General features: G+C 74.5%; 18 protein-coding genes. 5 read left to right on the plus strand and 13 right to left on the minus strand.

What is annotated here, in order from left to right; translation table 11 throughout:
• Positions 1-27: 27 nt before the first annotated feature.
• The 7 genes from BTM25_RS16405 to BTM25_RS16435 all read right to left on the minus strand — a co-directional run bounded on the left by BTM25_RS16405 (position 28) and on the right by BTM25_RS16435 (position 8,281).
• The gene (locus BTM25_RS16405) at positions 28-978 is read right to left on the minus strand and encodes an electron transfer flavoprotein subunit alpha/FixB family protein (protein WP_103563742.1); all 951 of its coding nucleotides are present in this window, start codon (positions 976-978) and stop codon (positions 28-30) included.
• Positions 979-1,001: 23 nt separating this feature from the next.
• Positions 1,002-1,781: an electron transfer flavoprotein subunit beta/FixA family protein gene (locus tag BTM25_RS16410; RefSeq protein WP_103563743.1), complete on the minus strand. Its 780-nt coding sequence runs from the start codon at positions 1,779-1,781 to the stop codon at positions 1,002-1,004.
• 299 nt (positions 1,782-2,080) lie between these two features.
• The gene (locus BTM25_RS16415; RefSeq protein WP_103563744.1) at positions 2,081-3,355 is read right to left on the minus strand and encodes a hypothetical protein; all 1,275 of its coding nucleotides are present in this window, start codon (positions 3,353-3,355) and stop codon (positions 2,081-2,083) included.
• Between the two features lie 38 nt (positions 3,356-3,393).
• Positions 3,394-5,241, minus strand: coding sequence for a serine/threonine-protein kinase (locus BTM25_RS16420; protein WP_168212127.1), 1,848 nt, complete (start codon positions 5,239-5,241; stop codon positions 3,394-3,396).
• A 179-nt stretch (positions 5,242-5,420) separates the two neighbouring features.
• Positions 5,421-6,368 (minus strand): acyl-ACP desaturase, encoded by a 948-nt coding sequence (locus tag BTM25_RS16425; protein WP_103563746.1) that lies wholly within the window; start codon positions 6,366-6,368, stop codon positions 5,421-5,423.
• Between the two features lie 218 nt (positions 6,369-6,586).
• Positions 6,587-7,366 carry an SDR family NAD(P)-dependent oxidoreductase gene (locus tag BTM25_RS16430; RefSeq protein ID WP_103563747.1) on the minus strand — a complete coding sequence of 260 codons (780 nt, stop codon included), beginning with the start codon at positions 7,364-7,366 and terminating at the stop codon, positions 6,587-6,589.
• 138 nt (positions 7,367-7,504) lie between these two features.
• Positions 7,505-8,281, minus strand: a complete 777-nt coding sequence (locus BTM25_RS16435) for an enoyl-CoA hydratase/isomerase family protein (protein WP_103564673.1) — start codon at positions 8,279-8,281, stop codon at positions 7,505-7,507.
• Positions 8,282-8,408: 127 nt separating this feature from the next.
• Here BTM25_RS16435 and BTM25_RS16440 point away from each other — a divergent pair, with 127 nt between their 5' ends.
• The gene (locus tag BTM25_RS16440; protein ID WP_103563748.1) at positions 8,409-11,375 is read left to right on the plus strand and encodes a DEAD/DEAH box helicase; all 2,967 of its coding nucleotides are present in this window, start codon (positions 8,409-8,411) and stop codon (positions 11,373-11,375) included.
• On the plus strand, positions 11,375-12,052 hold the full coding sequence (locus BTM25_RS16445) for an SWIM zinc finger family protein (protein WP_103563749.1): 678 nt from the start codon (positions 11,375-11,377) through the stop codon (positions 12,050-12,052). The genes BTM25_RS16440 and BTM25_RS16445 overlap by 1 nt, the downstream gene beginning before the upstream one ends.
• A 1-nt stretch (position 12,053) precedes the next feature.
• Here BTM25_RS16445 and BTM25_RS16450 read toward each other — a convergent pair whose 3' ends face one another.
• The 5 genes from BTM25_RS16450 to BTM25_RS16470 form a co-directional block, all read right to left on the minus strand.
• A complete protein-coding gene (locus BTM25_RS16450) occupies positions 12,054-13,598 on the minus strand; it encodes a hypothetical protein (protein ID WP_103563750.1) in 1,545 nt (514 codons plus the stop codon).
• Complete coding sequence (locus tag BTM25_RS16455; RefSeq protein WP_103563751.1) at positions 13,595-14,470, minus strand: OmpA family protein; 876 nt, start codon at positions 14,468-14,470, stop codon at positions 13,595-13,597. The genes BTM25_RS16450 and BTM25_RS16455 overlap by 4 nt, the downstream gene beginning before the upstream one ends.
• Complete coding sequence (locus BTM25_RS16460; RefSeq protein WP_103563752.1) at positions 14,467-16,959, minus strand: Hsp70 family protein; 2,493 nt, start codon at positions 16,957-16,959, stop codon at positions 14,467-14,469. The genes BTM25_RS16455 and BTM25_RS16460 overlap by 4 nt, the downstream gene beginning before the upstream one ends.
• On the minus strand, positions 16,956-17,522 hold the full coding sequence (locus BTM25_RS16465) for a nucleotide exchange factor GrpE (RefSeq protein WP_103563753.1): 567 nt from the start codon (positions 17,520-17,522) through the stop codon (positions 16,956-16,958). The genes BTM25_RS16460 and BTM25_RS16465 overlap by 4 nt, the downstream gene beginning before the upstream one ends.
• Before the next feature lie 256 nt (positions 17,523-17,778).
• A complete protein-coding gene (locus tag BTM25_RS16470; RefSeq protein ID WP_168212128.1) occupies positions 17,779-18,549 on the minus strand; it encodes a GntR family transcriptional regulator in 771 nt (256 codons plus the stop codon).
• A gap of 159 nt (positions 18,550-18,708) precedes the next feature.
• On the opposite strand from BTM25_RS16470, the gene BTM25_RS16475 reads away from it, so the two are divergent.
• Entirely contained in the window at positions 18,709-18,909 is a 201-nt protein-coding gene (locus tag BTM25_RS16475) for a hypothetical protein (protein WP_103563755.1), read from the plus strand.
• A 258-nt stretch (positions 18,910-19,167) separates the two neighbouring features.
• Positions 19,168-19,548 (plus strand): ACT domain-containing protein, encoded by a 381-nt coding sequence (locus tag BTM25_RS16480; RefSeq protein WP_103563756.1) that lies wholly within the window; start codon positions 19,168-19,170, stop codon positions 19,546-19,548.
• A gap of 43 nt (positions 19,549-19,591) precedes the next feature.
• On the opposite strand, the gene BTM25_RS16485 is transcribed toward BTM25_RS16480, so the two are convergent.
• Entirely contained in the window at positions 19,592-20,479 is an 888-nt protein-coding gene (locus tag BTM25_RS16485) for an NUDIX hydrolase (protein WP_103563757.1), read from the minus strand.
• Positions 20,480-20,614: 135 nt separating this feature from the next.
• On the opposite strand from BTM25_RS16485, the gene BTM25_RS16490 reads away from it, so the two are divergent.
• Positions 20,615-21,043, plus strand: coding sequence for a DoxX family protein (locus tag BTM25_RS16490; RefSeq protein WP_103563758.1), 429 nt, complete (start codon positions 20,615-20,617; stop codon positions 21,041-21,043).
• The last annotated feature ends 42 nt before the right edge of the window (positions 21,044-21,085 follow it).

A 21,085-nucleotide genomic window follows, 5' to 3' on the forward strand; every position in this document is an offset into this window, starting at 1 on the left:
TCGCCGGGGCGTCAGGCTGAGCCACCGTCACTTGCGCTTGGTGATCTCCTCGGTGAGCTGCGGGGCCACCTGGAACAGGTCGCCCACGACGCCGAAGTCGACCAGCTCGAAGATCGGAGCCTCGGAGTCCTTGTTGATCGCGATGATCGTCTTCGAGGTCTGCATCCCGGCCCGGTGCTGGATCGCCCCGGAGATGCCGACCGCGATGTAGAGCTGCGGCGACACCGTCTTGCCGGTCTGGCCGACCTGGAACTGGTGCGGGTACCAGCCCGCGTCCGTCGCGGCCCGGGAGGCGCCGACGGCCGCGCCGAGCGAGTCGGCCAGGCCCTCGATGATCTTGAAGTTCTCGGCGTTGCCGACACCGCGGCCGCCGGAGACGACGATCGCGGCCTCGGTCAGGTCCGGGCGCTCGCCCTTCTCCTGGACGACCTTCTCCACGATCTTGGTGCCCTTGTCGGTGTCCGACAGGGCCACGGTCACCTGCTCCTCGGCCGGGGTCGCGGGGGCGGCCTCGGCGGCGACGGCGTTCGGGCGCACCGCGATGACGGGCGTGCCCGTGGTGACCTTGGCGTGCGCGATGGTGCCGCCGCCGAAGATCGAGTGCTCGGCGACGAAGCCGTCGGCCACGTCCACGACGTCGGTGAGCACACCGGAGCCGATCTTGACGGCGAGCCGCCCGGCGACCTCCTTGCCCTCACCGGTCGCGGCGACCAGCACGGCCGCCGGGGACTTCTCCTGGACGAGCTGCGCGAGCAGCGCGGCCTTCGGGGCGACGACGTAGGAGGCCAGCTCCTCGTCCGCGCCGACGTAGACCTTCTGCGCGCCGTACTCGGCCAGCTTGTCCTTCGCGCCGTCGTAGCCGGCGCCGACCCATACGGCCGAAGCCTCGCCGAGCCGGTTGGCCAGCGTCAGCAGCTCCAGCGTGACCTTCTTGACCTCGCCGTCGACATGATCGACGAGAACGAGAATCTCTGCCATGTTCCCTGACTCCCCTTCCGCGCTCAGACGAACTTCTTCGAGGCGAGGAAGTCGGCGATCTTCGTGCCGCCGTCACCCTCGTCGCTGACGATCTGACCCTGCGCGCGCGGCGGGGCCTCGGCGAAGTCGACCACGGCGGTCGCCGCGTTGGCGAGCCCGACCTGGCCGGCGTCGATCCCGGCGTCGGCGACGCCGAGCGTCTCGACCGGCTTCTTCTTGGCCGCCATGATCCCCTTGAAGGAGGGGTAGCGCGGCTCGTTGATCTTCTCGACGACGCTGACGACCGCGGGCAGGGTCGCCTCGACGCGGTCGAAGCCGTAGTCGGTGATCCGCTGGGCCTTGATGGAGGAGCCCTCGATCTCGACCTTGTTGGCCAGCGAGACCTGCGGGACGCCCAGCCGCTCGGCGAGCATGGCGGCGAGCACGCCGGTGCGCGCGTCGGTCGACTCCGAGCCGAGGATCACGAGGTCGAAGCCGGTGCGGCCGAGGACCTGCGCGATGGCGTAGGAGGTCTGCAGGGCGTCGGACCCGGCGAGCGCGTCGTCCAGCACGTGGACGGCCTTGTCCGCACCCATCGCCAGCGCCTTGCGGATGGACTCGGTGGCCTTGCCGGGACCAAGGGTGACGACGGTCACCTCTCCGCCCTGGGCCTCCTTGATGCGCAGCCCCTCCTCGATGGCGTACTCATCGAGTTCGTTGATCACACCGTCCGCGGCAGCGCGGTCGAGCGTGCTGTCTTCGGACTTCAGCTTGCGCGGGCTCTCCGTATCGGGAACCTGCTTCACCAGGACGACGATGTTCATGGCCGGTGGCCGACCTCCCTGCACTCCATTGGCCGCCCGAGGAGCGGACTGAGGTGCGCCGCCCGGGGCGGGTCGACGCGTGAGTCGCAACACAGCCTGCCAAAGACCCGAACGCGCTTCGGACGGCGGGTCCTCGTTTCGACCGTGCGATCCTGATGTTACCGATCGGTAGCCTGGTGGCAAATCCAGGTCGGTGAGACCTTACCCACGCTCCACGACGACTGTTCCGTTGTGCGAAAACCGTCCCCCGGACAGCTCACTTCATGCCAACGGGCGCGCGGAAATGTCCGCGGGGACAGTCATCCGATCCTCGCCTGGAGCCGCGCGAGCGACGCCTCCAGCGAACTCTGGGTCCCGTAGAGCGGGGCGAAGCTGGGCTGGAGCGACAGCGCCGCCGCCAGGACGACGAACGCCGCGAGGCCGAGGACGATCCCCGCCGCCGCGATGCGGTGCGGGACGCGGGCCGTCCGCAGGAACGCCCGCTCCAGCCGCTTGCGGGGCAGGGACGCGCCGGGGGCCGTCCACAGCGCGACCGTGCCGGCGCCCGCGCCGAGCGCGGCGGCGTCCAGCGGCTCGATCTCCGCGCCGCCGACGGCCAGCCCGATCAGGGCGAGCGTCCCGGCGACCGCGACGGCGGCGGCGTAGGGCAGCGCGCCGACCGTCCGCCCGACCGCCGCGACCGCTCCCCAGGCGCGCGGCCGGACGCCCGTCGCGCGCAGCACCGTCACGGCGCCGAGCGACAGGACCGTCCCGGGGACGGGCGCGAGCACGCTCACCCCCGCGGCGATCACCACGACCAGCACGGCCAGCAGCCGCGCCCACCCGTGCGCGACCGCCAGCTCGTGCCGCGCCCGCGCGTCGTCCACCCCCCGGACCGGCACCCCGCCCTCTGCCCGCACCGGGCTCTCGTCGTGCGCGGGCGGGGCGGCCGCGGGGCGGGCGGACGGTTCGGCGGGGCGCGGGGACGGGACGGGCGTCGTGCCGAGGTCGAGCGCGGCGACCTCGGTGACCAGGTCGGCGGCCGTCGCGCCGGGCTCGGCGGCGGTCCGCAGCACGCGGGCCAGCGGGGCGGGCGGTTCCCCGGCGGCGGCCGTCACCGTGCGCGCCCAGGCGGCCAGGTCGGCGGCAGGGTCGCCGGGGACGAGCCCGACGTCGATCACGACCGGCGCGCCGTCCACGACCAGGATCGTGTCCGGGCCGAGGGCGCCGTGCGCGAGGCCCTCCGCGTGGATCGCCGCGAGCGCCTTGGCCAGGCCGAGCGCGAGGGTCCGCAGCGCGCCGCCCCGGACGGCGCCCTGTTCGGCGAGTTCGGCGGTCAGCGGGCGGCCCGGGACGAACCGGAACACCAGGTAGGCCGTGCCCGCGTCCGTTCCCCCGTCCAGCACGTCGGCGGCGTAGGGGCTGCGGATCGCGGCGAGGCGCGCGACGTCCGGCGGCGGCTCCTCCGGGCGCAGGAAGCGGATGGCCACGTCGCGTCCGTCCGGCCCGGCCGCGCGGTAGCCGCCGTGCGCGCCGTCGGACAGGGGCCGCAGCAGCCGGTACTCGCCGAGTCGTTCCCGTGTCTCCCCGCTCATGGGTCCGCCACTTTACTGATAGCGGCGCGCCCGCGGCGTCACACGAACGGGATGCCGCCGTCGACGAGGTCGCGGACGCTGCCGCGCAGGTCGTCCAGGCTCCGGCTCATGCCGTCGACGGGCGTGGTGTCGGGCGGACGGCCCTGCGACAGCACGACGAGCACGGCCGCGAACACGCCGAGCACGACCGTCCCGCCGAGCGCGACCTCCGAGCGCGGCAGCAGCGCCCCCCACACGCGGGCGAGCTGGCGGCGCGGCGCCCCGCTGCCCGGCGCGAGCGACAGCAGCAGGATGACCAGCATCGCCGCGTACGCGGTCGCGGTGGACGCGCCCATGTCCGGTTTGACGAACATGAGCGCGACGAGCAGCACCAGCCCCGCGAACAGGCTGAGCCCCGACAGCAGCGCGGTCGTCAGGACGGCGCCGGGCAGGTGCAGCGGCGAGCGGATGGCCGCGCCGACGGCGTCGCCCGTCCGGGGCCCGCGCCGGGTGCGGCGGTCCTCCATGCCCTTGGCGGCCTTGTCGGCGGCGCGCAGCACGAGGACGCCCGTCACCGTCACCAGCACGGCCAGCACCGGCGTCATCCGGGCGAAGCCGAGCAGCGCGACGAGGACGAGCCCGCTCATCACCCGGTACAGCGCGAACGGCTTGCGCCGCTCGGGCTCGGGGCCGGCGTGCGGGGCCGGCCGCTGCTGGTGCGGCGGCGGCTGCGGCGGAGGCTGCTGCGGCGGACGGTACGGGTCGTAGGGGGCGGGCGCCTGAGGCGGCGGGGTCGGCGCCGTCGCGGGCGGGTAGCCCGACCGGTCGTAGGGGTTCTCGAACGGGTTCGTGCCGGACGGGCCGAACTGCCGTCCCGTCTCGTGGGGCGCGGGGCCGGGCGGCGGGACGGGCGGCGGCGCCACGGGCGGCAGCAGCCCCCGGAAGTCCTTCGGCTGGAGCGTCGGCGCCGGCGCCGGCACGGGCGCCGGGGCGGCGAACGCCTCGGGCCGGTCGTTGCCGGTCTCCACGATCGTCTCGGCCGGGCCGGCGGTGTTGCGCGCCGGGTAGTGGTCGTCGATCCGGGTGCCGTCGGTGATCGTGGAGTCGATGTGGATGCGCCGCGCGATCTGGACGAGGTCGACGGCGGTCGGCCGCTCGGCCGGGTGCCGCGCCATCGCCGACCGCAGCATGGGCAGCAGGGCGGCGGGCACGCCGTCCAGGTCCGGCGTCCCCGACATGATCTTGTAGAAGATCGACTCGAAGGTGCCGGAGCCGAACGGGGGCCGTCCGGTCGCGGCGTAGGCGACCGTCCCGGCCCAGGCGTGGACGTCGGAGGGCGGCCCCGCGTCCTCCCCCTCGATGATCTCCGGGGCGAGGTAGCCGGGCGTGCCGATGACCATGCCGGTCGCGGTGAGCCGGGTCGCGTCGGCGCCCTGGGCGATGCCGAAGTCGATGACGACGGGCTCGCCGTCCACCAGCATGACGTTGCCGGGCTTCATGTCGCGGTGGACGATGCCCGCCCCGTGGATCGCCGACAGCGCCGACGCCAGCCCGAGCGCGAGCCGTTGCAGCCCGGCCGGGTCGATCGGGCCGCGCTCCTCGACGATCTCCTCCAGCGTCCGGCCCGGGACGTACTGGGTGACGATGTAGGGCCGCTCGGCGGTGACGTCGGCGTCCAGGATCTCCGCGACGTGCGGGCTGTGGACGCGCCGCATCGAGTCGACCTCGCGGGCGAGCCGCCGCCGCGCCGTCGCGTCCCCCGCGACCGCCGGCCGCAGGACCTTGATCGCCACGTTCCGCCCGACGGGGTCGGCGCCGAGGTGGACGACGCCCATGCCGCCTTCTCCGAGGGTCTGGAGAACGCGGTACTCGCCGATCATCTCCCCGGACGTGACAGCCCCCTTCATCGTTTCCGAAACCCTACCCTCGCGCATCGCGCGCGGCGGTCTCCACCCGGCGCCCCCCGGCGCCGGGCGTCCGCCGCGTCCGCGGCGCGGTCACGATGCCCCCGTGTCCCCATGGACTGTTGGACGTCCCGGAAGCCCGATGCGTTCCGGCGCGGGGTGAGAGAAGGGTTTCCCCGGGGCTAGCTCGCCCGCGCGGCGACGCGGGCGCGGCGCTCCTCGCGGCGCGTCTCGAACTTGGTGGCCGCCGCGTCGAGCTGCTCCATGAACTCGGCCAGCTCGTCGCGGGCCTTGGCGCCGTCGCCGGTGAACGTCCGTTCGAACACGCCCCACTTGCGCAGGCACGGGGTGAGGACGTCGTCGTGGTGCAGCCGCAGATCGTAGATGCCCGCGTTGGCGATCATCACGGACTTGCGCAGGAAGCCGTCGATGCCGTGGCCGGGCATCTGGAAGTCCTTGACGACCTCGGTGATCGCCCGCATCGTCTCGTTCGGCGCGACCTCCAGCGCCGCCGCCATGAGGTTCCGGTAGAAGATCATGTGCAGGTTCTCGTCCTTGGCGACGCGCGTGAGCATCTGCTCGCAGACCGGGTCGCCGGACGCCTTGCCGGTGTTGCGGTGCGCGACGCGCGTGGCCAGCTCCTGGAACGAGACATAGGCGTTGCCGTGCAGGAACGCGGTGCCGTGCGCGGCCTCGTAGCCGAGCTGCATGTGCTTCATGCGGGCGCGTTCCAACGCGACCGGGTCGACGGCGCGGGTGACCGTCAGGTAGTCGCGGATGACGATGCCGTGCCGGTTCTCCTCGGCCGTCCACCGGTTCACCCAGGTGCCCCACGGGCCGTCGGCGCCGAAGACGTTGGCGATGGCCCGGTGGTAGCCGGGCAGGTTGTCCTCGGTGAGCAGGTTGACGATCAGCGACTCGCGCGCCACGTCGCTGAGCGTGGAGTCCTCGGGGGTCCAGCCGTCGCCGTCGAGGAGGCCGTCGTAGTCACGGCCGCGCGACCACGGGACGTACTGGTGGGGGAACCACTCGTCCGCGGTGGACAGGTGCCGGTTCAGCTCCTGCTCGGCCACCTGCTCCAGTTCGAGCATCAGGCCGGTCTGGAACTTCTCCTCGGGGGTGACGGACATGCTGTTCCTTCGCTGGGTGGACGGCGGGGGGCGGGGCTCCCGCTTCCGGACGGCGCCGCGCCGTCGGAGGGGACCCGGCCGCGCAACCTACTAAAGCGTAGGTTCGATGGTGGCCAGGAGTGCCGATTCCCGTCAAGCTCCCCGACCACAAGCGAATCGCGGTTTTCTTGTAGCCCACCGGCAAACAGACGGCGCCCGACCCGTCGCCGAGTGCGCGTCTACGCGCTTCCGGACTGGGTCGCGGCGGCCTGCCGCCACATCCGGTTCGCCGCCGCGCGCAGCAGCGGGCGCGGCATCAGCCGCAGCGCGGGCAGCGCCGCCTTGTACTGCGCGCCCGGCACGCACTGCGCGCGGCCCGCCTCGACGGCCGCCAGGCCCGCGTGCGCGACATCCTCGCGGCGCAGCCAGAGCAGGTTCGGCGGCGTCTCCTCGTCGGTGCGGGTGAAGCCGGGGCACAGAGCCGTCACGTGGACGCCCCGTCCCGCCACCTCCGCGTGCAGGCTCTCGGAGAACGCCGTGACGTACGCCTTCGTCGCGCCGTACGTCGCGCTGCCCGGTGACGGCGTGTAACCGGCCATCGACGCGACGTTCAGGACGCCGCCCCTGCCACGTTCCAGCATTCCCGGCAAAGCGGCGTGGGTGAGCCGGACGAGCGCCGTCACGTTCAGCTCGATCTGGCGGAGCTGGTCGTCCAGGCCGGTGTCGGCGAACGCGCCGAACGCGCCGAAGCCCGCGTTGTTGACCAGCAGGTCCACGGGGTCGGCGCGCAGCCGGTCCTCCACGGCCGCGCGCTGCCCGGGATCGGTGAGGTCGGCGGCGACGACCTCGACCGCGACGCGGTACCGCTCGACCAGGTCGCGGGCGAGCGCGTCCAGGAGGTCGCCGCGCCGCGCGACGATCACGAGGCTTGTGCCGCGCCGGGCGAGGAGCCGCGCGAAGCTCTCGCCGATGCCGCTGGACGCGCCCGTCACGAGCGCCGATCGGTACGCCTGTCGCATGGCGGCTGATGCTACCGACCGGGGACAGGTTTGACCGGGAAAGTAGCGGGTAACCCCGAACGCGAGGGTTGAGGGCTCTGGACGCCGGGGTCGTCCGGGATGTTTGCGGTACATCTCGGACGGCCCCGGCTTCTCTCGTCAGCGGCCGGTGAACTCGGCCTTGCCCTTCTCCAGGAACGCCGTCATCCCGATCGCCCGGTCCTCGGTGGCGAACAGCGCGGCGAACTGGACGCGCTCGATCTCCAGCCCGGTCGCCAGATCGACCTCCAGGCCCGTGTCGATCGCCTCCTTGGCCGCCCGCAGCGCCGCCGCGGGCCCGCCGACGAACGTCCGCGCCCAGGCGACCGCCTCGGCGTACACGCGGTCGTCGGGGACGACCCGGTCCACCAGGCCGAGCGACAGGGCCTCGTCGGCCTGCACGTGCCGTCCCGAGAAGACCAGGTCCTTGGCGCGCGACGGCCCGACGAGCCGGGCGAGCCGCTGCGTCCCGCCCGCGCCGGGGATGATGCCGAGCTGGATCTCCGGCTGCCCCACCTTCGCGCCCTCGCCCGCCACCCGGAAGTCGGCCGTCAGCGCGACCTCCAGGCCGCCGCCGAGCGCGTAGCCGGTGATCGCGGCGATCACGGGCTTCGGGATCGCGGCGAGGGCCGTCGTGAACTCCTGGAGCCGCCGCGACCGGGCGCCCGCCATGTCGGCCGCCGACAGCGCCGCCATCTCCTTGATGTCCGCGCCCGCCGCGAACACCCGCTCCCCGCCGTACAGGACGACCGCCGCCACCGCGTCGTCGTCGCCCACCCGCGCCGCCGCCTCGGTCAACTCGGCCTGCATCTGCGCGTTCAGGGCGTTCATCTTCGGCCGGTCCAGCCGGATCGTCGCGACGCCGTCCTCGATCTCCACCCGCACGAACTCGCCCACGTCCGCCCCTTCCCGCACGCTCGGTCATCGTCACGGTCACCGTCGCGGCGAGCTTAACGAGCGTTCTGTCGGACGCCTGTGGCAGGCTCGTGCGACACGACCCCTCGACCTCCGGGAACCGCCGATCATGCTCGTCGCGCACGCCGCCTGGCACGGGGGTGCGCTGTGCCTGTGGGCCGAGCGCACCGGCCCCCCGGACGACGGCGGCGACGGCGCGCACCCGTTCGCCACCCGCACGTTCCGGGGGACGTCCTACGAGCCGCTGGTGGCCGGGGCGCCGCGCGTCACGCTCACGCTGACCCTGCCGACCCTGGACGGCCTGCCGCTCCCCTCCCCCGAACTCGGGCCGCGCCCGCACGCGGGCGATCCGGGGCTCGCGGCGTGGCGCGTCCCCGCGCTCGTCCTCGACCCGTTCGCCGCGACCGCGCTGCTGCACGCCGCCGAGGACGCGGGCGACGTCGTCCCCGGCTCGGACCTGCGCTACCTGTGCCTGCTCGCCGCCGAGGCCGGCCGGCTCGCCGCGCGCGGCCGGGTGCTGCCCGCGCTCGTCCGCGAGGACGGCGACCTCGCCGCGCGCTGGCGGCCCGTCCTGGACGACGCCGCCCGGCTGCGCGACCTCGTCCGCGCCATGCCCGGCGCGTGCCGCGCGGCCGACGGCGGACGCCCCGCCGCCGACGTCCTGCGCGAAGCCCTCGACGGCCTGACCGACACGGCCGTCCGGGGCGTCGTGCCGCACCCCCTGCTGCCCGCGCGCCGCGGCCGCGAGCCCGACCGGGTGCCCCTGGCCGAACGCTGGATCGCCGCGCTCACCGGCCCCTACCCGGCCGTCGCCCGCGAACCCGGCGACGACCCCGCCGACCTCATCGCCGAACTCGACGCCTGGGCGACGGCGACGCGACGCCCGTCCGGCCCGCTCGGCGTGTGCTTCCGGCTGGCCGAGCCGGGCGCCGAGAACACCGACGCCTGGCGCGTCGAGTTCGCGCTGCGCAGCGCGAACGACCCGAGCCTCTACGTCCCCGCGTCCCTGGTCTGGGCGGGCGAGGCCCCGACCCTGGCCGGCGCCGACGACGCCCTCCTGACCGGCCTGGCCCGCGCCCTGCGCCTGTTCCCCGACCTCGCCCCGGCCCTCGACACCCCGACACCCACCGAACTCCCCCTCACGACAGCCGGCGCGTTCCGCTTCCTGCGCCAGACCGCACCCGTCCTCCAGGCGGCCAGCTTCGCCGTCCTGCTCCCCACCTGGGCGGGCCGCACCCGCCTCGGCCTCAAGCTCACCGCCCGCGCCGACCCCGAACCGGGCGCGGCGACCTCCTCGGGCTTCGGCCTCCAGGACATGGTCGACGTCCGCTGGGACCTCGCCCTCGGCGACGCGACGATCGACGAGGACGAACTAGCCGAACTGGCCCGCCTGAAAGCCCCGCTCGTCCGCCTGCGGGGCCGCTGGGTCGAACTGGACGAAGAACAACTCGAAGCCGCCCTCGACTTCCTCCGCCGCCCCCGCACCACCCGGATGCCCGTCGCGGCAGCCCTGCGCGCAGCCGTCCACGCCGGCGACCCGTCCCTCCCCCTGCACGCCGTCGACGCCGACGGCCCCTTCGGCGACCTCCTCTCCGGCACCGCCGACCACCGCTTGACCCCGCTCCCCACCCCGCCCGACGTCGAGGCGGAGCTGCGGCCCTACCAGCGGCGCGGCCTCGCCTGGCTGGCCTTCATGGACCGGCTCGGTCTCGGCGCGCTCCTCGCCGACGACATGGGACTGGGGAAGACGATTTCGGTCTTGTCTCTTTTGTCCCGCGAGCGGACGGACGGCGCCGTCCCGCCCACGCTCGCGGTCCTGCCGATGTCGCTGGTGGGGAACTGGCAGCGGGAGGCGGCGCGGTTCACGCCGAAGTTGCGGGTGTACGTGCATCACGGGGGTGGGCGGCGGCGCGGGGACGGGCTGGCCGAGGCCGTGCGGGACGTCGATCTGGTGCTGACGACGTACGGGACGGCCGCGCGGGACGCCGAGGCGCTGGCGGGGGTCGCGTGGCGGCGGGTCGTGTGCGATGAGGCGCAGGCGCTCAAGAACAGCGGGACGCGGCAGGCCAGGGCGGTGCGGGGCATTCCGGCGCGGACGCGGCTCGCGCTGACCGGGACGCCCGTCGAGAACCATCTGACCGAGCTGTGGTCGATCATGGAGTTCGCCAATCCGGGGCTGCTCGGGCCGCGCGCGGCGTTCCGGGAGCGGTTCGCGGTGCCGATCGAGAAGGACGGCGACGAGCAGGCCGCCCGCGCGCTGCGCAGGATCACGCAGCCGTTCGTGCTGCGGCGGCTGAAGACCGATCCGGCGATCATCTCGGACCTGCCGGAGAAGCAGGAGATGAAGGTCTACTGCAACCTGACGGCCGAGCAGGCGTCGCTGTACCAGGCGACGCTGGAGGACATGTTGCTCCAGATTGCCGAGGCGGACGCCAAGCAGCGGCGCGGGCTCGTCCTCGCGACGATGGCGAAGCTCAAGCAGGTCTGCAACCATCCGGCGCAGTTGCTCAAGGACGGGTCGCGGCTGCCCGGACGGTCGGGGAAGCTGGAGCGGCTGGAGGAGATCTGCGCGGAGGTGCTGGCGCAGGGCGAGAAGGCGCTGGTGTTCACCCAGTACGCCGAGTTCGGGTCGATGCTGCGGCCGTATCTGGCGGCGCGGCTGGAGCGGCCGGTGCTGTGGCTGCACGGCGGGACGTCCCGGCAGGCGCGCGACGACCTCGTCCGGCACTTCCAGGAGGACGACGAGCCCGCGATCTTCCTGCTGTCGCTGAAGGCCGCCGGGACGGGCCTGACGCTGACGGCCGCGAACCACGTCGTCCATGTGGACCGCTGGTGGAACCCGGCCGTGGAGGACCAGGCCACCGACCGCGCGTTCCGCATCGGGCAGACGCGCGACGTGCAGGTCCGCAAGTTCGTGTGCGCGGGGACGCTGGAGGAGCGCGTGGACGAGATGATCGAGCGCAAGAAGTCGCTGGCCGAGGCGATCGTCGGCACCGGGGAGGACTGGCTCGCCGACCTGTCCGTCGCGGAGCTGCGCGACGTCCTGCGCCTGTCCCCCGACGCGGTGAGCGGCTGATGGCGCCCGACCGGTGGTGGTCGCGCAGGTTCCTGAGCCTGGTGGACGCCGACGGTGACGGCGAGGTGCGGAACCTGCGCGTCGCGCCCTGCGAGGTGACCGCGCGGGTGGACGGCCACGACGTCGCGCTCGGCATCGACGCGGTCGACCCGGCGGGCTGGGCGGCGGTGGACGCGGCGCTGGCCGGGCATCCGGTCGTGCGGGCGCGGCTGCTGGAGGGGGACGTCCCGCCGGAGATCGAGCTGGTGTTCGCCGAGGCGGGCCGTCCGCTGTTCCCGATGCACGCGGAGGCGCTGCACGTCATGTGCGGCTGCGACGACTGGGGCGACGGGTCGTGCGCGCACGCGGGGGCGGCGCTGCGGGCGCTCGCGGACGCGTTCGACGCCGACCCGTTCCTCATCCTGGAGTGGAACGGACGCGCCCGGGACGACCTGCTGACCGCGCTGCGCCGCCTTCCCGCCGCACCTGAGCGGGACGAGCCCGGCGAGCCCCTCGACGCGGGAACGTTCTGGACGGCGCCGCTCGGCCTGGCCGCGCTGCGCGACGCGCCGCCCGCGCCCCCGGCGCCGCCCGGCCTGGTCCTGCGGGTCGCGGCGCCGCCTCCGGTGAAGGTGCGCCGCCGCGACCTCGCGGACGTCCTCGCCCCGGCCTACGACGCGCTCGCCGGGGACGACTAGCTCAGCTCACGCCGGGCGGCTTCTCGCCGTACTTCCAGCCCGCCTTGATGTGCTCGCGGACCGGCTCGAACTCGCCGATCGTCTTGTGCTCCTCGGTCGGGATCCCGTACTTCCCGGAGAAGTGCGTGCCGAGGAACCCGGACGCGACCGCGACCGCGATCATGAGCAGGCCGCCGACCGGGACGCCCGCCGCGAAGAACGCGACGGCCAGCCCGATGAGCACGACCGCGCCGCCGCAGCCGAAGCCGAGCGACGTCCGCTTGTTGTTGTCGTGCCGCGCCTTGCACGCGGTGCAGCGCGGGACCTCCAGCGTCTTCTTCTGCCAGGTCGTGCGGGTGCCGCCCGGCACGTACTGCCGCTGGACGTTGGAGTGCATCCCCTGCTTGAACGTGCTCGGCTCGTCGAAGGGGCGTTCCTTGCAGAAGTAGCAGAGCGAGTACGTGAGGTTGTTGCGGACGGTCGTCAGGTTCTCCTCGATGCGCGTCCGCGTCGCGACCGTGGCGGCGCCGGCCCGCGCCCGTTCGAGCAGCGCGACGGCCGTCCCGTAGTCCTTGGTGTCGTTGACGTGCATGACCACGCACCGCATCGCGCTCCCGGCGACGTCGTCGCGGGCGCCCTGGAGCAGGGGGTGGTCGGCGGGCAGCAGTTCCACGAGCCCATGCAGGACGGGTTCGGCCTGGTCCAGGAGACGCCGCGCCTCGTCCGCGCCCCGGGACACGTCGGCCTGCGCGGCCTTCAGCGCGTTGTCGGCGAGGCTGCGGACGAGCGCGGTGTCCGGCGTGACGGCGGCGCGGACGGCGTCGTCCAGCACAGCGCCGTCGAACCCGCTGCGCCGCGCGATGCCGATGTGGGCGGCGGCGGTGCGGCGCTGCCCGTCGCGGGCGCTCTCGGCGGCGAGCCGGGCGCTGATCGACAGCAGCGCGCCGGGCAGGTCGCGGCGCAGGTCGGCGGACGTGACGTTCGCCAGGCGCGGGTCGTTGAGGTCGGCGATCCGGGCGTCCAGCAGGGACCAGAACGTGGTCTCGGCCAGGAGCTGGTTCCAGGACGCGTAGGCGGCGGTCCAAAGCCGTCCCTGCGCGTCGTCGAACGGCCCGCCGCGCCGGGCGTCCAGGGCGCGGGCGTGGGCGAGGACGGCGATGTTGTGGACGGCGACGGCCGCCGCCCGTCCCCCGTCGGCCGCGCGCCACGCCGCCTCGGCGGCGGCGAAGTCCCCGCGCCGGAGCGCGTCGAGGGCGTCGTCGCGTCCGCTGCGGTCCATCGGCCAGAACCAGAAGAACTCGTCCTCCAGCCGCCGGACGGGGTCGCGGAGCCGCTGGAGCGCCTCCTCGACGGCGTTCTGGTCGGGCGGCTCGGGCAGCGGCAGCAGCGGCGAGCCCGAGCCGGACGCGGTGCCGAGCCGGGCCTGGACGCGCTGCTGCTCGGAGTGCTTGCGGATGTCGCGGGCCGTCGCGGTCACCGCGAGGCCGGTGACGCGGAACGGGTTCTGCGCGTAGAGGTCGGGGCCCGCGTCGGCGAAGAACATCCCGGCGTCGGTGTCGGTGCTCACGATCCTCCCGTCGCCGAGATCCGCAGGGTGACCGTCCGGTTGCGGGCGTCGCCGGCCGCTCCCTTGAAGGGCCGCAGTTCGCCGCCGAGCGAGGAGACGGCGAACCGGCCGGTCGGGATGCCCGCCGACGTCCGCAGCGCCTCCCGGACGACGGCGGCCCGGACGGACCCGAGTTCGGCGTTGGCGGTGTAGTCGCCGCCCGCGCCGTCGGTGTGCCCGATGATCGTGACGCGCAGCCGGTCGGCCTGCGGGCGCAGCCGCCGGCCGAGCGCGGCGAGCACGGCCCGGCCGCGCGGCGACAGCGTCGCGCCCTCATCGAACAACCCGCGCCGGAACGTGACCGACAGTTCCCCGGCCTGCCGGACGACGCGGACGCCGGGAACGCGCAGGTCCAGGCCGTCCAGCGGCGCGGCGGGAGCGGGCCCGGCGAGCGAGGGCGGAGGCGGCGGCGCGGCGGGCGCCACCGCGACCGGGTCGGAGTCGGACGCGCGGGTGACGGCGAACGCCCCGCCGCCCGCGACGAGCGCCACCACGATCGCCGCCACGGCCGCCGGCCACCCGAACCGGGAGACGCGCCGGCCGCGCAGCGCCGCGACGCGGGCGCGGGCCGCGATGACGTCCGGGTCGCCGGGGGCGAGGCGCTCGGCCTCGGCCCAGTGCCGGTCGGCCGCGTCCAGGTCGCCCTGCTGGGCGCGGACGCGGGCGAGCAGGTCCAGCACCGGCGCCGTCCGCTCGCCGTCGGGGAACGCCTGCTCCAGCAGGTCGCGCGCCTCGGCGAGCCGGCCGGCCCGCGCGAGCCGCGTCGCCTGCGCGAGCGCGACCTCCCGGGCGGCGAGCCGGGCGGTCGCGTGCAGCTCGGAGATTTCGGTCATCGGCCCCGCCGCACGGTGCTGAACGGGTCGGGCGCGGGCGGCGGCGTCGGGAGCTGGCGGCTGAGCATCGCGTTGACGTGCCGCAGCGTCGCGATGTCGCGGCCGGCGGCGGCGCGCCGTCCGGTCTCCACGAGCTGCTGCGCCTCCTGCGGGTCGTTCATCTCGCCGGTGAGGGACTGGAGTTCGTCGAACGCCAGCAGCGCCAGCTCGCCGGTCTCGTCCATGACCCGCAGCGCGAGCTGCCGCATCTCCTCGGCGCGCTGGCGCAGCAGGTCGGCGTCGTGCGCGGTGATCGCCGCCTCGACGGCCTCCTCGGCGGACGCGAGCATCCGCGCGTGGTTCGGCCCGCCGCTGTTGCGGACGACCTGCCGGACGGCCTCGGTGATCTCGCGGACCTCCTGGACCAGGCGCGGCCACTCCAGCTCGTCCTCGGCCTCGTCGATGGCGGCCTTGAGGTCGAGCAGCCGCTTCCCACAGGTCGTGGCGGCGTCGGGGTCGACGCGGGCGGCGTCCACCATCGCGTCGATGTCGGCGACGATGTTCTCGGCGTCGATCCGGGCGAGGACCTCGCGGGCCCGCTCGTCGCGGTACTCGTCGGCCTGCCGCCGGACCGCCGCGAGCCGCTGCTTCTCGGCCGCCGCGTCGCGCGCCAGTTCCTCGTGAGTCGGGACGCTCTCGGTCTGGAGGTTGATCGCGTGCTCGAACTCCTCGTCCAGGATCGGCACGTACGCGCGGGCGACGACGAGCCGCGACTCGTCGATGACGAGCGTCAGGTCGACCTCGCTGCCCTCGGGGACGTCCCGGCGGACCTGCTGCGGGTCGACCTCCAGCCGTCCGATGCGCCGGTTGCGGTCGGCGCGGTGGTGCTCGCCCTCCAGCACCGGGATCCGGATCATGCCCTCCGACGCGCCCCGGCTGAGCCCGACCGCCGTGCGCAGCAGGACGCGGCGGCGCGCGGGCAGCGGCGTGCCGCGCCGGATCAGCCACTCGACCTCGTTGCCCGCGAGGCCGACGCCGATCGAGTGGGTCAGCGGCGGCTGGGTGTCCACGACGCCGACGGTGTAGGTCAGCGTGTTCGGCGTGATGTCGCGCAGCCCGCCGGTCGCGTCGGAGAACTCGATCGTGAACGTGTTCGCGCGGCCCCGCTCGGCCCACAGCGTCGTGGTGAACGCGCCGTCGCCGGTCAGCGGGATCCGGCCGCTGCGCCACGGCGGGAGCGCGTCGCTGACGAACTCGACGGCGCAGCCCGCCACCGGCCCGCCGGTCACCTTCCCGCCGACGAACGGCTCGGTGTCGGGCCCCATCGGCTTGTACTCCAGCTCGACCGCGTACGCGCCGGGCGCGATCGGGACGGGCGGCGCCGACGACGCCGCCGCGTCCAGCCGCTGGCCCGCCGCGAAGATCGCCGCGCCGCGCGCCACGACCGTCATCGGGTCCTGGCTGTGGTCGAGCGGGATGCCGAGGCCGTCCTTGGGGTCGGCGAGGCGCTCGCGCAGGTACGGGGTGAGCGTCGGGCCGCCGACCAGCAGCACCTTCTGGAGGTCGCCGGGCCCGAGACGGCTCTCGGTGAGCGCCTTGCGGCACAGGTTCACCGACCGGACGATGAACGGCTCGATCAGCCGCTCCACGTCGGCGCGGCGCAGGTCGTACTCGAAGTCGAACTCGCGGCCCGCGTCGTCCAGGAGGTCCTCCAGGACGATCGCGGCGGACTCGGCGCGCGACAGCTCGATCTTGGCGGACTCGGCCGCGCCCTTCAGCTTGGCGATCATGCCGGTGCGGCGCTCGTTGCCGCGCCGCAGGTCGCCGACGCGGTGGTCCTGGGTCAGCGCCGGGATCAGCAGCTTCTCCACGATCGCCCAGTCGATGAGCTTGCCGCCGAGGAAGTTGTCGCCCCGGTGGTTGACGACCGTGAACTCGCCGTCGCGCACGTTGACCACGGCGGCGTCGAACGTCCCGCCGCCGAAGTCGTAGACGAGCCAGAACGCGTCCTCCTCGGACTGGAACCCGTAGGCGAGCGCGGCGGCCGTCGGCTCCTGGAGCAGCGGCGCGTAGGTGAGCCCGGCGAGTTCGGCGGCGCGGCGCGTGGCGTCGCAGGCGCTCAGCTCGAACGCGGCGGGCACGGTGATCACGGCCGAGGTGATGTCCTCGCCGGTGGCCATCGCCACGTCGCGGCGCAGCGACTTCAGCACCTCCGCCGACAGCTCCTCCGGCTCCATCGTCCGGTTGGCGGCGCTGAACAGCTTGGGCTGGCCGGTCGTGCCCATCCGCAGCTTGAACTCGACACAGGTGTTCTCGGTGTCGACCTCGCTGCGCTCCTTGGCGGCGCGGCCGACCGACAGCCGTCCGCGCCGGTCGACCATGACGGCCGACGGCGTCGTGTCCGAGCCCGCGTTGTTCTTGATGATCTCGGCGCCGACGCCCTGGATCTTGGCGATGGCGCTGTTGGTGGTGCCGAGATCGATACCGAAGTCGATCGTGGTCCTGGTCATCGGGTGTGCGTTTCCTCCGCTCCGGCTGCCTGCTCCTCGGACTTCTCCGGCGTCCCCACGATCACCTCGCCCATCTGGAGGGTCCGCCCGTGCAGGAACACGCTCGGGCGGAGGGTCTCGATGACCTCCTCCCGGCGCAGCCCCGGCGTGGCCTCGTAGGCGGCGACGGAGATCGACAGTCCGGGGTCGAAGGGCTCGTGCAGGTGGTCCCTGATCACGATCCCGGCGTCGGCGAGCGTGTCCCAGGCGGTGTCCACATGGCGGACGAGCGCGCGGGGCGGGTCGGGGGTGGCCGCCAGCTTCGCCCGCAGCCGCCACACGCTCGTCGCGAGGTCGGCGGCCGAGGAGCCGGTCAGGCCGTCCCCGGTCGGCGCGGTGTCGGGGGCGGGTTCGGGCGCGTCCACCGCCGTCCGCTGCGCCGCCGCCTCGGCCTCGATCGCGCGGACGAGGTCGGCGAGGACCGCGAGCGCGTCGTCGGGCCACGGCGCGGGCCTGATGCGGAACTCCCGCGGTCGCGCCCACTGCCGCGCGGCGGCCCTCAGCCGCCCCGGTCCGGTCCGCATGGCGCCCGGTCCTCCTGATCGCCGGTGATGAAAGGGGGGTCGACGCCGCCGTCCACCACGGGGACGCCCGAGCGACGTTCCCCTGTCACCACGGGTGGCCGTTCTCTGCATGGCGGGGCGGCCAACGCCGAAAGCCTAGGCGTCGGCCCCGACGCACCGAGGGGAAACGACCGGACTCGGCCAGTTCCCCCGGTGACGCGAACTTTCCGCGCTCCCGCCGCGATCAAAAGGGAGGTGCACTCTGCCCGGCGGCCCGTCACAGGTCGATCGCGTAGTCCAGCACGACGCGGTCGGCGGGGATGACGATGTCCCGGCACACCTCCATGACGTGTCCCTCGGAGATCAGCCGCCGCGTGATCGTGACGACCGGCGTCCCGGCGGCCATGCGCAGGGTCTCGGCCTCCTCCGGCGTCGGCATCCGCGCGCCGACCGACTCCTCGACGCGGGTGACCGCGCGGCCGAGGAAGCCGAGCTGGGCGAGCGTCCCGCCGGGCCAGGGCTCGCGCGCGGGGTCGGCGACGGGCGTCCCGCCGACGAGCGACCACGGCAGGTAGTTCACCGAGATCTGGTGCGGCCTGCCGCGCGAATAGAACACGAACCGGCGCCGCAGCAGCTCCGTCCGCACCGGCAGCTCGAACAGCGCGGCGAGGTCGGGCTCGGCGCGGACGCGCGTGAACTCGCGGTCGAGCCGGTACTCGTTCCACGCGATGCGCTGGTCGTGGGTGAACGTCGTCGCGGGCTCGGGGGCGGGTTCGGGCGCGGCGCCGGCGAACCGCCGGTACCGGTCCATCGCGACGCGCCGGACGGGCGGCGCCGCCCGCACGACCGTCCCGCCGCCGCGCCGCGTCTCCACCAGGCCCTCGCCGCGCAGCAGCGCGACGGCCTGCCGGACGACGATCTCCGACACGCCGTGCAGCGCGACGAGCTGCGCCAGCGTCGGCAGCCGCGCGCCGGGCGGATGCAGGCCGTCGCGGATCCCCTCGCGCAGCGTGTCGGCAATGCGTTGGTAGGCCGGACGCTCTGCCACCGGCGTCACCTCCTTCGTCCCGGCAGGCACGCCCCGCGGGCGCGAGCGCTCCGGGCGCTATCCCGAGGGAGACGGTCCGCTTACGGATAGCTTGACACTCCTTTGACCGAGTACGACTTTTGTATACAGAAGAACCTCCTCGGGGAAAGGACGGCCTTGATGGGCGACTTCGCGGAACAGAAGGCGGCCATCGAACGCGAGTTCCCCGGCTGGCTCGTCTGGCGCAGCGACGCCGGGCGCTGGTACGCCACGCGCGGCGGGGATCTCACCGAGGAGCGGTTGCGGTCCGGCGCCGCGACCACGCTGTCCGCCGACGACGCGGCGGGCCTGCGGTCCCGGCTCGCCGCCGAGGAAGGCTGACCGGTGGGGGTGGACGGCGGCCGGCCCGGTCCGCGAGCGGGGGCGGACCGGACCGGACCGCGCCCCGGCGCGGTCGGCCGGGACGGCAGCGACGTCTGGCGTCCCGGTGAGCAAGGAGTGGAGTCCCGGTCGGCGGGGTGGTCCTCACCGCGCGGGACAGGAGAACGTGACCGCACGGACCCCGCATCGGCGCGACCCCCGCGTGGGAGGGTCCGTGCGGTCGCACCCGGCCGGCCGCCGCGCACTAGGCTGCGCGGCATGGTCCCCGACGTCTCCGCGCAGCGCCTGCACCGCGTTCCCGGCCGGTTCGTGGTCGAGCACCTGGCGCACGTGACGCTGCCCGAGGACGACGAGTGGATCGCGCTGGTGCGCGCCCCGGAGGGCCTGACGGTCGTCCGGGAGGCGCCGCCGTGGTCGGAGGCCGAGCACTGGACGGGCTTCTACGGCGACTCCCCGCACGGGACGGACGTGCCGGGCATGCTCGCCGCGCTGGTCGGCCCGCTCGCCGCCGCGGCCGTCCCGGTGTTCGTCGCGTCCACCTACCACGCCGACCTGGTACTGGTCCCCGAGCACCGCGCCGACGAGGCCGCGCGCGTCCTCGCCGACGCCGGCCACCGCCTGGTCGTCCGCCCCGCCTGACCGTCCGGCCAGCCCGACACCGCCGGACGCCCGCCCGGCGCGGTCAGCGGGCGGGGCGGGTGCGGTGCGGGAGGCGGTCGATGAGCCAGCGCGGGCCGACGACGGCCGCGCCCGCCGCCTCGCAGCGCGCCCGCAGCTCGCGGTCGGCGGTCACGACGACGCGGCGTGCGCCCGGGTCCGGGGACGAGACCAGATCCACGATGTGGTCGTCGCCGCTGCCCGGCGCGGCCGTCACGTGGACGCCGGGGGACGGCTCGCCCGCGACCGTCCGCGCCTGACCCTCCACGACGAGCACCACGTCCGGCATGACGGTCGTGTAAGGGACGAGCCCGGCGGGCAGCCCGCGCACCCCGGAGGCCAGCGCGGCGAGGTCGTCGCGGAGCCGCGCGTTGGCCCCGGCGCGGTCCTTCCACCAGCCGTCCGCGCGGGCGCCGACGACGTTGGCGGCGTCCACGACGAGTTCGACGCGGACGAGCGCGTCCCGGAACGGCGGCCAGGAGCGGCGGAACGGCGGGAACAGCCGGTGGCCGTCCACGGCGTCCGCGCGGATCCACTTGGCGCGCCGCGTCTCGCGCGACGCGGCCCGCACGTCCCCGCGCTCGGCGACGGACCCGATCACCGACGTGAACGACCAGCCGCCGTGGTCCTCGGCGGACGCGCCGTGCAGCCGCACCGACGCGACATCCAGCGTGCACTCCTCGGACGTCTCGCGCAGCGCGCCGGCCACCGGGTCCTCATGGCTGTGCAGCGCGCCGCCGAACATGCCCCAGGTGCCGCCGCCGATCCCCCACCAGGCGCGCTGCTGGAGCAGGACGCGGACGACGCCGTCGCCGTCCCGGTGGAAGACGAGCAGGCCCGAGGCCCCGAACCGTCCCCAGTGGGTGTGCCCCTGCCCGCATCGGGACCATCCGTCCCCGTCGCCGTCCGCCATGCCCCGACCCTAACCATCCGAGTCAGGGAGACCGGGGTCACATGTCCATGTACTTTTCAACAATGATTAGGTCTACCTAATCTTAGGGCGCTCACTTCCGCCGACGGATTGCCGACCGAAGGAGTTCCCCCCACCATGAACGCACGTCTCAACCAAGCCCAGCCTTATGTTCTCGGCCTGTTCCGCATCGTCGTCGGGCTGCTGTTCGCCTGCCACGGCGCCGCGTCGCTGTTCGGCGTCCTCGGCGGCGCCCAGGGCGGCGGCAGCATCGACGCCTGGACGTGGCCCGGCTGGTACGCCGCCGTGATCCAGCTCGTCGGCGGCGGCCTCGTCCTGCTCGGCCTCGGGACGCGCCCCGCCGCGCTCGTCGCCTCGGGCTCGATGGCCTACGCCTACTTCAAGGTCCACCAGCCCGACGCGTTCTGGCCGATCCAGAACCACGGCGAGCCCGCCGCGATGTTCTGCTGGACGCTGTTCCTGCTCGTCTTCACCGGCCCCGGGGCGTTCGCGCTGGACGGGCTGCTGGCCCGGCGCGTCCCGCAGCCGGCCCCCGCGACGGCCTAGCCGCCGGTGCACGGCCGTCAGCGCTGACGGCCGTGTACCGTG

The sequence above is a fragment of the Actinomadura rubteroloni genome (assembly GCF_002911665.1).
GTDB lineage: Bacteria > Actinomycetota > Actinomycetes > Streptosporangiales > Streptosporangiaceae > Spirillospora > Spirillospora rubteroloni.

Excerpts from the sequence above, each read along its gene's own strand:
- BTM25_RS16405 (WP_103563742.1), bottom strand. The coding sequence starts at position 978 with ATGGCAGAGATTCTCGTTCTCGTCGATCATGTCGACGGCGAGGTCAAG.
- BTM25_RS16410 (WP_103563743.1), bottom strand. The coding sequence starts at position 1,781 with ATGAACATCGTCGTCCTGGTGAAGCAGGTTCCCGATACGGAGAGCCCG.
- BTM25_RS16415 (WP_103563744.1), bottom strand. The coding sequence starts at position 3,355 with ATGAGCGGGGAGACACGGGAACGACTCGGCGAGTACCGGCTGCTGCGG.
- BTM25_RS16420 (WP_168212127.1), bottom strand. The coding sequence starts at position 5,241 with ATGAAGGGGGCTGTCACGTCCGGGGAGATGATCGGCGAGTACCGCGTT.
- BTM25_RS16425 (WP_103563746.1), bottom strand. The coding sequence starts at position 6,368 with ATGTCCGTCACCCCCGAGGAGAAGTTCCAGACCGGCCTGATGCTCGAA.
- BTM25_RS16430 (WP_103563747.1), bottom strand. The coding sequence starts at position 7,366 with ATGCGACAGGCGTACCGATCGGCGCTCGTGACGGGCGCGTCCAGCGGC.
- BTM25_RS16440 (WP_103563748.1), top strand. The coding sequence starts at position 8,409 with ATGCTCGTCGCGCACGCCGCCTGGCACGGGGGTGCGCTGTGCCTGTGG.
- BTM25_RS16445 (WP_103563749.1), top strand. The coding sequence starts at position 11,375 with ATGGCGCCCGACCGGTGGTGGTCGCGCAGGTTCCTGAGCCTGGTGGAC.
- BTM25_RS16455 (WP_103563751.1), bottom strand. The coding sequence starts at position 14,470 with ATGACCGAAATCTCCGAGCTGCACGCGACCGCCCGGCTCGCCGCCCGG.
- BTM25_RS16460 (WP_103563752.1), bottom strand. The coding sequence starts at position 16,959 with ATGACCAGGACCACGATCGACTTCGGTATCGATCTCGGCACCACCAAC.
- BTM25_RS16465 (WP_103563753.1), bottom strand. The coding sequence starts at position 17,522 with ATGCGGACCGGACCGGGGCGGCTGAGGGCCGCCGCGCGGCAGTGGGCG.
- BTM25_RS16475 (WP_103563755.1), top strand. The coding sequence starts at position 18,709 with ATGGGCGACTTCGCGGAACAGAAGGCGGCCATCGAACGCGAGTTCCCC.
- BTM25_RS16480 (WP_103563756.1), top strand. The coding sequence starts at position 19,168 with ATGGTCCCCGACGTCTCCGCGCAGCGCCTGCACCGCGTTCCCGGCCGG.
- BTM25_RS16485 (WP_103563757.1), bottom strand. The coding sequence starts at position 20,479 with ATGGCGGACGGCGACGGGGACGGATGGTCCCGATGCGGGCAGGGGCAC.
- BTM25_RS16490 (WP_103563758.1), top strand. The coding sequence starts at position 20,615 with ATGAACGCACGTCTCAACCAAGCCCAGCCTTATGTTCTCGGCCTGTTC.